This window comes from Halomonas sp. AOP43-D1-4 (genome assembly GCF_052446175.1).
Taxonomy (GTDB): domain Bacteria; phylum Pseudomonadota; class Gammaproteobacteria; order Pseudomonadales; family Halomonadaceae; genus Vreelandella; species Vreelandella citrativorans.
The window spans coordinates 16,340-28,691 of the sequence record NZ_JBQSVY010000023.1 but is presented as its reverse complement, the minus strand read 5'-3'; the positions used below and the strand labels follow the sequence as shown (position 1 = coordinate 28,691).

At 55.3% G+C, this 12,352-nt stretch carries 12 protein-coding genes; 2 read left to right on the top strand and 10 right to left on the bottom strand.

The annotated features are described in order from the left end of the window. The first annotated feature begins 374 nt into the window (after window positions 1-374). Window positions 375-1,706, top strand: coding sequence for a deoxyguanosinetriphosphate triphosphohydrolase (locus tag ACT3RQ_RS16995; protein WP_441679714.1), 1,332 nt, complete (start codon window positions 375-377; stop codon window positions 1,704-1,706). Window positions 1,707-1,717: 11 nt separating this feature from the next. On the opposite strand, the gene ACT3RQ_RS16990 is transcribed toward ACT3RQ_RS16995, so the two are convergent. The 10 genes from ACT3RQ_RS16990 to tkt form a co-directional block, all read right to left on the bottom strand. Beyond that, window positions 1,718-2,626, bottom strand: a complete 909-nt coding sequence (locus tag ACT3RQ_RS16990) for a nuclease-related domain-containing protein (RefSeq protein WP_087109891.1) — start codon at window positions 2,624-2,626, stop codon at window positions 1,718-1,720. Between the two features lie 57 nt (window positions 2,627-2,683). Then, window positions 2,684-3,058, bottom strand: a complete 375-nt coding sequence (locus ACT3RQ_RS16985; RefSeq protein ID WP_444622583.1) for a translation initiation factor Sui1 — start codon at window positions 3,056-3,058, stop codon at window positions 2,684-2,686. Between the two features lie 2 nt (window positions 3,059-3,060). Beyond that, window positions 3,061-3,759 (bottom strand): HAD family hydrolase, encoded by a 699-nt coding sequence (locus tag ACT3RQ_RS16980; protein ID WP_444622582.1) that lies wholly within the window; start codon window positions 3,757-3,759, stop codon window positions 3,061-3,063. Between the two features lie 219 nt (window positions 3,760-3,978). Continuing rightward, window positions 3,979-4,143 (bottom strand): hypothetical protein, encoded by a 165-nt coding sequence (locus ACT3RQ_RS16975; RefSeq protein ID WP_444622581.1) that lies wholly within the window; start codon window positions 4,141-4,143, stop codon window positions 3,979-3,981. A gap of 153 nt (window positions 4,144-4,296) precedes the next feature. Continuing rightward, a complete protein-coding gene (fba, locus tag ACT3RQ_RS16970) occupies window positions 4,297-5,361 on the bottom strand; it encodes a class II fructose-bisphosphate aldolase (protein WP_193054565.1) in 1,065 nt (354 codons plus the stop codon). A gap of 66 nt (window positions 5,362-5,427) precedes the next feature. Further along, window positions 5,428-6,597: a phosphoglycerate kinase gene (locus ACT3RQ_RS16965; protein WP_444680940.1), complete on the bottom strand. Its 1,170-nt coding sequence runs from the start codon at window positions 6,595-6,597 to the stop codon at window positions 5,428-5,430. Window positions 6,598-6,656: 59 nt separating this feature from the next. Next, complete coding sequence (locus ACT3RQ_RS16960) at window positions 6,657-7,715, bottom strand: type I glyceraldehyde-3-phosphate dehydrogenase (protein ID WP_444622579.1); 1,059 nt, start codon at window positions 7,713-7,715, stop codon at window positions 6,657-6,659. A 73-nt stretch (window positions 7,716-7,788) separates the two neighbouring features. Then, on the bottom strand, window positions 7,789-8,511 hold the full coding sequence (locus ACT3RQ_RS16955; RefSeq protein WP_444622578.1) for an LrgB family protein: 723 nt from the start codon (window positions 8,509-8,511) through the stop codon (window positions 7,789-7,791). Then, window positions 8,501-8,854 carry a CidA/LrgA family protein gene (locus tag ACT3RQ_RS16950; protein ID WP_172118902.1) on the bottom strand — a complete coding sequence of 118 codons (354 nt, stop codon included), beginning with the start codon at window positions 8,852-8,854 and terminating at the stop codon, window positions 8,501-8,503. The genes ACT3RQ_RS16955 and ACT3RQ_RS16950 overlap by 11 nt, the downstream gene beginning before the upstream one ends. A gap of 2 nt (window positions 8,855-8,856) precedes the next feature. Further along, window positions 8,857-10,848, bottom strand: coding sequence for a transketolase (gene tkt, locus ACT3RQ_RS16945; RefSeq protein WP_172118901.1), 1,992 nt, complete (start codon window positions 10,846-10,848; stop codon window positions 8,857-8,859). Window positions 10,849-11,112: 264 nt separating this feature from the next. Here tkt and metK point away from each other — a divergent pair, with 264 nt between their 5' ends. Then, window positions 11,113-12,333, top strand: a complete 1,221-nt coding sequence (metK, locus tag ACT3RQ_RS16940; RefSeq protein WP_172118900.1) for a methionine adenosyltransferase — start codon at window positions 11,113-11,115, stop codon at window positions 12,331-12,333. Window positions 12,334-12,352: the final 19 nt, after the last annotated feature.

The window sequence follows — 12,352 nt, the reverse complement described above, 5'->3', positions numbered from 1 at the left end:
GCGGGGGATTTTTTTTGCATGCAGGAAAAGACAGCAAGGCACTCTTCAGCGTGATGGATCAGCCGCTACCCCAGCAGCACTTTGTGCTGCATCGCCGGCTGAAGCCAGCTCCCACAACCAGGGGCAGGCCAGCCCATAATCTACAACGCTATGGGGCGCCGTCATTCTAATGTGGGAGCTGGCTTCAGCCGGCGAAGGCGCCGCTAGGTGCCCGGGGGGAAGAGGCCACCGTACCAACTTACTCCCATCCCATCCCAGCGGGGCGGCGCATCGCTGATTGGAGTCAGCTCCTGCAATACACCCCCGGCACTGACACTCATCACTCACGCCGGACCACCGTTTGTGTCAAAATGCACTCATTAAGGAGGATTGCCATGACACAAATGCGCTGGGACCAGTTACTTTCCCCACGACGTCTGCACGATCAACGCCCGGATAACACGCGCGAAATTGGCCGTAGCCCCTTTCATAAAGACCATGACCGAATTGTTTTTTCAGGTTCCTTTCGCCGCTTGGGGCGTAAAACCCAAGTACACCCGTTAACTGAAAATGATCATATCCACACACGTTTGACTCACTCGCTGGAAGTGGGCTGTGTGGGCCGCTCTTTAGGCATGATTGTCGGTGAACTTTTACATGATCGTCTGCCAGAATGGATTACGCCTGCTGATATGGGTGTTATCGTGCAAACCGCTTGTCTGGGCCATGATATTGGTAATCCGCCTTTTGGCCATGCCGGAGAGTACGCGATCCGCGACTGGTTTCGCCGCGCACAAGGTAGCGGCTTGCTGGATGGCTTGTCAGAAGCCGAGCGGGAAGACCTGCTCACGTATGAAGGCAATGCGCAGGGCTTTCGTGTTATTACCCAGATCGAATATAACCAGTTTAACGGCGGTATGCGTTTATCGGCCGCAACACTTGGAACCTTGCTGAAGTACCCCTGGACCGTGCGCTATAGCGGGCGAGCGGGTAAGTTTGGCTGTTATCAGTCTGAACAGGCGCTCTTAAAAGAGGTCGCCGACGCAGTGGGTCTGCTGCCTCAGGGGGACCAGCGCTGGTGTCGCCATCCGTTGGCCTGGCTAGTCGAAGCGGCCGATGATATCTGCTATGCCCTGCTGGACCTGGAAGATGGCCTGGAAATGGGCATTCTGCGTTATGAAGAAGTCGTGGAAATCCTTCGTCAAGTGGCTGGGGAGTTTCCGCCTGAGTATGCGGATATGGAGGAGCGTCAGGTATCGCAGCGCCGACGTATTGCCCTATTACGCGGTGCTGCCATGGAGCGTGCGGTTAACGATGTCGGTGCGGTTTTTGTGCAGCATGAACAGGCGCTGTTAAACGGCACGCTAAAAGAGGATCTGCTTGAGCTGTGCCACCCGGATTTAGGCTGGGGCGTACAGGCAGCGAAGCAGCTGGCCCGCGAGCGTATTTTCCAAAATGAGCGTAAGGCCAAACTAGAGATTGGCGCCTACACCACTCTAGGCATTCTACTGGAGGCTTTTATTGGCGCCGCTCATGAGTTGCACCATACCGGACAGTCATCCTTCAAGCATCAGCGTGTACTGGCGCTAATAGGAGAGAATACGCCGCTGCCCTCCTGGCCGCTTTACGATAGCTATCGACGCATGCTGGACTTTATCGGCGGGATGACCGACCACTATGCAGTTGATCTTGCTCAGGAGATGGGGGGGCGTTTACGCGGCGATTAAGCAATAACGCATCAGACCGATGGCTGGCGGAGATGACGTAACTCTACCAGCCTCGCCCTTTCCATTAGCAAATAAATGATCTTGTCATGGATCGGATCGCTTAGCGTGCCAGGTTTGAGGTCAGTGAGCTGCTTGGCAAGCTGCTCTCCACTGACCACCAGTACATCGCCTGTTGCCTCGGTAGTGTCAATTTCCCAGCCGGGCAATACGAGCACGCCCCGTACGGGGACCGGCACACCGCAGCGCCGTTCAAGCCACTGCGTGAGCCAGCTAACGGCTTGACGTGTCTTGTGAAGAGGGCGGCGCTCATGCCAATGAGGAAAGCGTAAACGCTCGCGTTCAACCGCCACGGTATTAAGCTCTCGGCCGTCTGAGCCAATGGCTAATGCACGTGCCCGCGTTTCCAGCACGAACACACCATACGGCGTAACCACCACGTGATCGATAGTGAAACTGTCGGTTGGTACATCATGGAATACGTAGTAAGGATGTGCCTCAGGACGAATAAGCCGCTCAAGCTCCTGGCCAACCGCCAGTTCGCAAGCAAGACCAAGTTTTAGCCGCCGGATGCGCTGGTAGTCACGTATCAATAACAAGGAAAACGTTAACACAAGCAGGGTGCTTAACAGGCCATAGAGTGCCCACTCCACCCAATCTTGTTGACTGACAAACAACATTCTTCCCATGCCGTATACCAACGGGGCCAGGCTAATAATCGGACCTAAAGCACCATTTAAGAAAAGGCTTGAGAAGGCCTGATCAAGGCGATGGCGTAATGCTTGCCCTGGTTCACGCAGTGGCGCATCAAAAGGCGACTCAACGCGCGCATCATGCAGGCTGCGCAGGGCTAATACGATGCCGCCCATCGCAGCCATGGGAAATAAGAAGATGAGCGGTAGCAGGTATTCCAGCCAAACCATTGCAGTGCCTTGCCTTTTAACGGCCTGCCTTATAGCAGGCCTGATGAGAGAAACGGATTAACCGCCAGCTAGCTTAACTTGATAACCTTGCGCGGCTAGTGCTTCTCGTAACGTATCTCGATGGTCGCCTTGAATCTCAATGATGCCGTCTTTGACGGCTCCTCCCGTGCCGCAGCGCTTTTTAAGCGTTTTCGTCAGCGCTTTTAGTTCCGCGCTGGGCAGTGGGATACCACTAATGGTCGTAACACCTTTACCTTTACGACCACTGGTTTCACGGCGAATGCGTACGATACCATCCAGCGCAGCAAGGCGTGCTTGCTCACTGTTTTCCTCACAGCTACAGGCATCCAGTGCCTCACGGCACTCCGGGCACGTTTTACCATGCTCCGTTGAGTATACAAGCCCACCAAGCTGGTCGCGTAAAGAGGCCATTGTCACCCTCCTACTGAGCGTTGTGGCATGGGGAGGCTCCAGGCTTTTTGGTAAAGGCGCTCAATAACGGTGGGTAGCTGGTACATATTACTAATCATGATAGCGTTTTCTGGCGTCTCTTCGGCATCGGGAAAGCGATTTAAATGAATGACCGTCATTCCGGCCTCAAGTGCCGCACGAACACCCACCAAGGCGTCATCAATTGCAATACAGTCATGCGCACTATAGCCCATGATACTGGCTGCGTGCAGATGCAAACAGGGTTCCGGCTTCCAGCAGTTAGCGGTATAGCCGCTAAACAGACGATGACCAAAGTAATCGTTTAGGCCGGTGGCTTGAAGTGCCGTGCGAATTTTGGTTTCAGGACCGTTGGAAACAACGGCACTTGGATAGTCTGACAAGTTATCCAGCGCCTCTCTGGCGCCAGGTATTAGTGTCAGCTCTTCAGCAAGGCGGTTAGCCAGATTGGCCCGCATGGCGCCTTCCACGTGGGCGAGTTGGTCAGGGTCCACTTCGCCGTAGCGTTGTTGTAACTCGGTCACGATGCGTCGGAACCGGGCTCCCCGAAACTCACCAAGGTAGTCAGCTGGTACGAAGGGCAGTCCTATAGAGTTAAGCCCTATCGACATTTCTTCAGCTAAAAGAGGCTCACTATCGACGAGGGTGCCATCACAGTCAAACAGCAAAAGTGGGAGCGGCATTGTGGTTCCTTGCAGCGACTTAAACGCTACCAGTGTTGGTTGAAGCCTACCAAATGCCTATTGAACGAGATTTTTAGGCTTTTGTGAACACTGTTTCGTAATTTTTTGTAGCGAGTGCCGCAATAAACCCGTTATGCACGATGCGTTAACGAAGAAATAGCGATAACCGGCGAGGCACCGTTATAGGCCAAGTGATAACGGCGCCCGAACCTGTTATGACTAGCGCGATAAACGGCGCGAATTGGCACTGCTACGCAGGTGACAAGGCTGCATAGCCTGACGGCTGGTGACCCACCAGGGCACATGTTGTCCGCTGAGCATATTCAGTAACGTTTTTTGCATGGCGAAACCCGCCTCCATACTGGCTTCAAGTTTCTCCGTCACACGCTGGTTCTCTTTCATCATGCTTGGGCTAAAAAACGGCTGTTCAGTGTTGGCTTCTTTATGCTGCGGCGCAGTATTTATGTGTATCGGCTGAGTGTTAACCACAAAAAAGACGGCCAACTGGCCGTCTTTTAACTTACGTCATGCTTGAATTTATTTAACTTTCGGATCCAACTCGCCACGCTCGTAGCGGTTGAACATCTCTTCAAGGTTGATCGGCTTGATCTTACTGGCGTTGCCCGCGGTACCAAAAGCTTCGTAGCGAGCGATACACAGGTCGCGCATGGCGGTAACGGTTTCCTTGAGGAATTTGCGCGGATCAAACTCAGACGGATTCTGAGCCATAAAGCGACGTACGGCGCCAGTAGAGGCCAGGCGCAGGTCGGTATCGATATTGACCTTACGTACGCCGTGCTTGATGCCTTCAACGATCTCGGAAACCGGCACGCCGTAGGTTTCCGGAATTTCGCCGCCGTACTGGTTGATCACCTCAAGCCACTCCTGGGGTACAGAAGAGGAGCCGTGCATGACCAGGTGAGTATCTGGAATACGCGCGTGGATCTCTTTGATACGCTGAATAGATAGCGTATCGCCTGTCGGCGGCCTGGTGAATTTATACGCCCCATGGCTCGTGCCGATGGCGATGGCCAAGGCATCTACGTGGGTAGCTTTAACAAACTCGGCGGCTTCTTCCGGGTCGGTGAGAAGCTGTTCCATATCCAGCTTGCCTTCTGCACCAATGCCGTCTTCTTCACCGGCCATGCCGGTTTCGAGGCTACCCAGGCAGCCCAGCTCACCTTCAACGGAAACGCCACAAGCGTGAGCCATTTCTACGGTGCGACGCGTCACATCAACGTTGTAGGCGTAGTCAGTCGGTGTTTTACCATCTTCACCCAGCGAGCCATCCATCATGACCGATGAGAAACCCAGCTGAATAGAGCGCTGGCACACGGCAGGGCTGGTGCCATGGTCCTGGTGCATAACCACCGGGATATGCGGGAATTCTTCAACGGCCGCCAGAATCAGGTGGCGCAGGAAAGGGGCTCCTGCGTATTTACGCGCGCCTGCTGAGGCTTGAACGATAACGGGCGAATCGGTCGCGTCAGCTGCTTCCATGATGGCGCGCATCTGCTCAAGGTTATTAACGTTGAACGCCGGAATACCGTAGCCATATTCGGCAGCGTGGTCGAGCATCTGACGCATGCTGATCAAAGCCATGGGGTCACCTTCTTTAGTTATCAGTGTGAACGAGTGCGAAAATATGCAGGTTCAATTCGTTTAATGTTAACCGCGTTTGGCGGCTGCTTCGAGCGCGGCAACGGCAGGCAACTGCTTGCCCTCAACATATTCAAGGAAAGCGCCGCCCCCGGTTGAGATATACGAGACGCGATCCGCAATCGCGTATTTATCGATGGCGGCTAACGTATCACCCCCGCCCGCAATAGAAAACGCATTGCTATCAGCAATGGCCTGGGAGATAACTTCCGTGCCTTTACCAAACTGGTCAATCTCAAATACGCCCACTGGGCCATTCCATAAAATGGTACCCGCACTCTTGAGCATGCTGGCCAAATGAGCGGCGGTTTCAGGGCCAATATCCAGAATCATTTCATCATCGTTAACCTGGTCGACCGGTTTAACCACCGCATCGGCTGATTCAGAAAATTCGGTCGCCACGACAACGTCGGTGGGTAATGGAATGGAGACTTTTTCCATCAGTGCCTTCGCTTGGGGAGCCAGGTCGGCTTCATAGAGCGATTTGCCCACATTATAGCCTGCTGCGGCAATAAAGGTGTTGGCAATGCCGCCACCCACGATCAGTTGATCGCACTTGTCCGACAGCGAATTGAGCACATCAAGTTTGGTAGAGACTTTGGAGCCGCCCACAATCGCAGCCATGGGGCGCGCCGGATTAGCCAAGGCTTTTTCAAGCGCATCGAGCTCTTGCGCCAACAGCGGGCCCGCACATGCACTGGGCGCAAAGCGAGCAACGCCGTGGGTAGAGGCCTGAGCGCGATGAGCGGTACCAAAGGCATCCATTACAAATACATCACATAGCGCCGCGTACTGTTTGGCGAGCTGTTCTGCGTCTTTCTTTTCGCCCACGTTAAAGCGAACGTTTTCAAGCAACGCGACCTGACCATTTTCAAGTGTCGGCGGTGTCTCAAGATAGTCGCTGATCAGCTCGACCGGTTGGCCTAGCAGGTCGCTTAAATGTTTGGCTACCGGGGCGAGTGAGAACTCCTCAGCGGGATCACCTTCGGTTGGGCGGCCAAGGTGACTCATCAGCATGACCTTAGCACCCGCTTTCATCGCCGCCTGAATGGTAGGCAGCGCCGCTTTCAGACGTGCATCGCTTGAGACATTGCCGTGCTTAATCGGCACGTTCAGGTCTTCACGAATCAGTACGCGTTGCCCTTCCAAAGGCAGATCCATCATTTTTTGCACGTTCATGTGAGCGGTTTCCTCGTCTTCCAGGCGGTGAATCGGATAGTGATAGTTAGCCGGTACGACTAAGCGGCGCGCTCTCGGGAAAGCACGGCTAACCGTTGGGCAATATCGAGCATGCGGTTTGCAAAGCCCCACTCGTTATCAAACCAACATAAAAGCTTGATAAGGCGTTTTCCAGCGACGCGGGTTTGGGTCGCATCGAAAATGCCGGAATGTGGGTCATGATTAAAATCAATGGAGGCCATGGGCGCTTCGGTGTAGCCCAGCACTCCCGTAAGACGCTGCTGGCTAGCGTGATGCAGCAGGTCATTGATTTCCTGGGCGCAGGTGTCGCGACGCACGGTCAGTGCGGCATCCATCGCTGAAACATTAATGGTGGGAACGCGGACGTGTAAACACTCAAAACGGCCTTCCAGATGCGGCATCAAACGGCTGATGCCGCGTGCAAGCCCTGTGTCCACCGGCACAATGGATTGCATGGCCGAGCGTGTCAGGCGCAGATCGGTTTGATGGTAAGCATCGATCACTGGTTGATCGTTCATCGCAGAGTGAATGGTCGTGGTTACCCCGTGCTCCAGCCCCAGCGCTTCGTCGAGCACGGTAAGCAAAGGAACCAAACAGTTGGTGGTACAAGAGGCCGCCGATAGGATGCGCTGAGAGAGTGTCAGCTCGTGCTGATTAATTCCCCATACGATCGTTGCATCCACATCGTTTTCCGCTGGCTGTGAAAACAGCAGGCATTTTGCGCCAGCGCTTAAATGCTGCTCGGCTGTTGTGCGATCTTTAAAACTACCTGAGCACTCAAGCACGAGGTCAACCTGCAGCGCTTCCCAGGGAAGTTGGCGTGGGTCTTTTTCACATAGCACCTGAATGCGTTGTCCGTTGACCACTAACGCTTCACCGTCATGCTCGACACTTCCTGGGAAGCGACCATGAGTCGTGTCGTAACGGGTCAGGTAGGTAATCGTCGCCAGGTCAGAAAGCTCATTGATAGCGACGACCTCAATACGTGAGTCGCCACGCTCAATCAGTGCCCGCAATACGCACTGGCCAATACGCCCATAACCATTAATGGCGATGCGATAGGTAGGAGCAGTGTGTGTAGAGGCAGATGTAGCCATGTAAGAAAGCGGCTCTTGGAAGATGAATCAGTGACCGTCAATAAATAAAAAACATTCGCAATAATAGCGTATTTCAACCACCTGCGCCTATCAGATGCCAAGCGAAAGGCAGCATCAGGGCGGTGAAAATGCCGGTAAGACTCATCCCAAGAGAGGCAAAGGCGCCTGCGGCCGGGCTGATCTCAAACGCTCTTACCGTCCCAATCGCATGGCCGTTTAGGCCCAGCGCAAAGCCGATAATGCGCTCGTCTTCAATGTTTAAAAGTCGTGCAGCAAGGCCTACGAATGCGGCGGTAGCCACACCGGTAATCAGCAGTGCGCCCAACAAGAGCGCCACCGAGCCGCCAATTTGCTCGGTAATGCCAATCGCGATAGGCGCCGTTACGGACTTTGCCGCAATAGAGGCGAGAATAAGGGGGGAGCTACCCAATACCCAAGCAATTAGCAGGGCGTAGCAAGCCGCCAGCGTGGCTGCAATCGGCAGGCAGATGGTAAGAGGTCGCCATAGCGCCCGAATGTGCGGCAACTGCTGATAAAGCGGCATACCCAGCGCGACGGTCGCGGGCCCTAATAAAATGGTCAGCCAAGCGGCATCCTGCCGATAGGTGTCATACGGTAGGCCAATGGCGGCAAGCGTGGCAGCAAGCAGAAGTGCAGCGATCAAAATAGCCGGCAGCCAGGTCGGCTTTTTTAATCGTTTGAAAATCAGGTTACCCAACAAAAATGCCGCTAACGTTAGCCCAACGGCAAACAGCGGCGTCGTACTTAAGGTGCTTAACAGGGCATTAGCGGACATGCATTTTTTCCATCAGGCGCTTAAGTAGCCACAGCGTAGTGGTCACGCTTAATAGCGTACCCACAATCAGCGCACAAAGAATGGCTAGCCACTGGCCAGCAAGCTCATCAAGAATAAAAAACACGCCCACCACGCCCGGCATAATCAGCATGGCAAGCAGGCCGATTAATGGCTGCGCTGCGGCGGCGATTGTCGAAGGGACTCGCCCCCAAACGGCAAGCGTAGCGGTTAATAACAGCATACCGACAACGCCGGATGAAACCGGTAGACCGGTAACGTAAACCGTTACTTCACCGATCAACCAGTAACTCACTAGCCATAAAAAGCCATTAAGCGCAGGCATTGTTAGCCAAGCAGTTCATTGGCAGTGTTGAGGATATTCTCAACCGTAAAGCCGAAGTGCTTGAACAGCTCACCCGCAGGGGCGGACTCGCCGAACGTGGTCATGCCGATCACACGCCCGTCCAGACCTACATACTTGTACCAGTAGTCGGCATGTGAGGCTTCAATGGCAATACGCTTGGTGACCGTCCTGGGCAGGACGCTTTCCCGGTACTCGGCGTCCTGGCCGTTGAAGCGGTAGGTCGACGGCATGGAGACCACGCGTACTGCTTTGCCCTGTGCTTCAAGCTCGGCGGCAGCGTCCATGGCCAGTCCCACTTCCGAACCGGTGGCAATCAGGATCAGCTCGGGCGTACCGTCGCTGTCTTTCAGCACATACCCGCCACGCTGAATGGAAGCCAGCTGGGCTTTGGTGCGCGCCTGGTGCGGCAGGTTCTGACGCGACAGGATCAGCGCCGTGGGGCCAGAGTGACGCTTGATGGCCGCATCCCAGGCCGCGGCGGTTTCTACGGCGTCACAGGGGCGCCAGGTGTTCAGGTTCGGCGTCGTGCGCAGGCTGGTCAACTGCTCAATCGGCTGGTGGGTCGGGCCATCTTCACCCAGGCCAATGGAGTCATGGGTAAATACGTAGATCGCCTGCTGACCCATTAATGCCGCCATGCGAACCGCGTTACGCATGTACTCCATGAAGATCAGGAAGGTTGCGCCGTACGGGACAAAACCACCGTGCAGGGCGATACCGTTCATCACCGCGCCCATACCGAACTCACGTACGCCATAGTGCAGGTAGTTACCGCTGGCATCTTCCGGCGTAATCGCTTTGGCGCCCTTCCAGAAGGTCAGGTTGGACGGCGCAAGGTCCGCACTGCCGCCCAACAGCTCCGGCATTTTCGGGCCAATCACGTTAAGCGCTTCCAGCGACGCTTTACGGGTGGCGATGCTGGCGCCTTTTTCCTGGGCCTGCTCGATGAGGGCTTCGGTCGGTATTTCAGCCGGCAGTTGGCCTTTCATGCGGCGCTTGAATTCCTGCGCCTCGGCCGGGAACGCCTCGGCATAGCGGGCAAAGCGCTTTTCCCATTCCTGCTGGTGGGTTTTACCTGCTTCGCGGGCATCCCAGCCAGCGTACACGGGCTCGGGAATATGGAACGGCGCGTGGGGCCAGTCCAACTGCTTGCGTGCCAGGGCAACTTCTTCTTCGCCCAGCGGCGCGCCGTGCGACTCTTCCTTGCCCTGCTTGTTGGGCGCCCCGAAACCGATAACCGTTTTACAGATAATCAGGCTGGGCTTGTCATCGTTCTGTTTGGCAAGTGCAATGGCGGCCTGGATCTCTTCCGGCTTGTGACCATCGACATTGGGCACCACGTGCCAGCCATAGGCTTCAAAGCGTTTGGCGGTATCGTCGGTAAACCAGCCTTCCACTTCCCCATCAATCGAAATGCCGTTGTCGTCATAGAGTGCAATCAGCTTGCCCAGCTGCTGAGTACCCGCCAGCGACGCCGCCTCATGGGAAATACCTTCCATCAGGCAGCCGTCACCCAAAAAGCACCAGGTGTGGTGATCGACAATGGTGTGGCCCGGACGGTTGAACTGCGCTGCCAGGGTTTTTTCGGCAATCGCAAAGCCGACCGCGTTGGCAAACCCCTGACCGAGCGGGCCGGTAGTGGTTTCGATGCCGGGCGCGTAGCCAAATTCCGGATGGCCTGCGGTGGGCGAGTGCAACTGACGGAAGTTCTGAAGTTGTTCCAGGCTTAACTCATAGCCGCTTAAGTGCAGCAAAGAGTAGAGCAGCATTGAGCCGTGGCCATTGGACAGCACGAACCGGTCACGATCGGCCCATTTTGGGTCTTCGGGGTTGTGCTTGAGGTGATCATTCCACAGCACCTCGGCGATATCAGCCATGCCCATGGGGGCGCCAGGGTGGCCGGACTTGGCCTTCTGAACAGCATCCATGGAAAGGGCGCGAATGGCATTGGCCAGCTCAAAACGGGACGGCATGGGGTGCTCCTCGCCTGAAAACGGAAATAATGAAGGCGCTATTGTCGCTGACTTCCCCTGTTGCGGCAAATGCGGCGACAAATGTAGTGGCAAATTATAGGCCACATTCTGGGAAGAACTCCCAACAGCGTGTAGACTCTGCCTCCCGAAGCGGTGGTCAACCTGGTCATGCCGCTTCCTTATATGGGCAGGGAACCTCCTGCCGTGATTTCCTGCTGATGCTGCGAGTAGTGAGCAGCCGTCATACAGAGGGTCGAGAGCGCGATGAGCGAATATTCCCTGTTTACCTCGGAGTCTGTCTCCGAAGGTCATCCCGATAAAATTGCCGACCAGATTTCGGATGCGGTGCTGGATGCTATTATCGCCCGGGATAAACAGGCACGGGTTGCTTGTGAAACCATGGTGAAAACCGGTGTGGCAATTATCGCTGGTGAAATTACTACCTCGGCGTGGGTGGATCTGGAAACGCTGGTACGCGACGTGATTACCGACATCGGTTACACCTCTTCCCACGTGGGCTTTGATGGCGCAACCTGTGGCGTGATTAACCTGATCGGCAAGCAGAGTGTTGAGATTGCCCAGGGCGTTGACCGTACCAAGCCAGAAGACCAGGGCGCTGGCGACCAGGGCCTGATGTTTGGTTACGCGACCAACGAAACCGATTCGTTTATGCCTGCGCCGATCCACTACTCGCATCGTTTGGTTGAGCGTCAGGCTGAGCTGCGTAAAAACGGTCTGCTGCCGTGGCTGCGTCCGGATGCCAAGAGCCAGGTAACCTTCCGTTATAACGAACAGGGCCAGCCGTGTGGCGTTGATGCGGTGGTGCTTTCCACCCAGCACGACCCTGAGATTGATCAGGAAGACCTGCGTAAAATGGTCAAGCGCGAAATCATCGAACAGGTGATTCCGGCTGAATGGCTCAACGACAATACCCAGTACCACATCAATCCGACCGGTAAGTTTGTGATTGGTGGCCCGGTGGGCGACTGTGGCTTAACCGGCCGCAAGATCATCGTGGACACCTACGGCGGCATGGCGCGCCACGGCGGCGGTGCGTTCTCGGGTAAAGACCCTTCAAAAGTCGACCGTAGTGCAGCCTATGCGGGCCGTTACGTGGCCAAGAACGTGGTCGCGGCAGGTCTTGCCGATAAGTGCGAAATTCAGGTTTCCTACGCGATTGGTGTTGCAGAGCCGACCTCTGTTGCTATTGATACCTTCGGCACCGGTAAAATTGACGATGCCCGGATTGTTGAGCTGGTGAACGAGCACTTTGATCTGCGCCCCTACGCGATCACCAAAATGCTCGACCTGCTGCACCCGATGTATCAACTGACGGCTGCCTACGGCCACTTTGGTCGGGCGCCGTTCGAGCACAGCTACACCTGGAGCGATGATAAAGGCGAACAGCACACTGAAACCTTTACCGCCTTCCCTTGGGAGAAGACCGATAAAGCCGACGCGCTGCGTAAGGCCGCTGGTTTGTAAGATATTCGCCAGGCAGTTT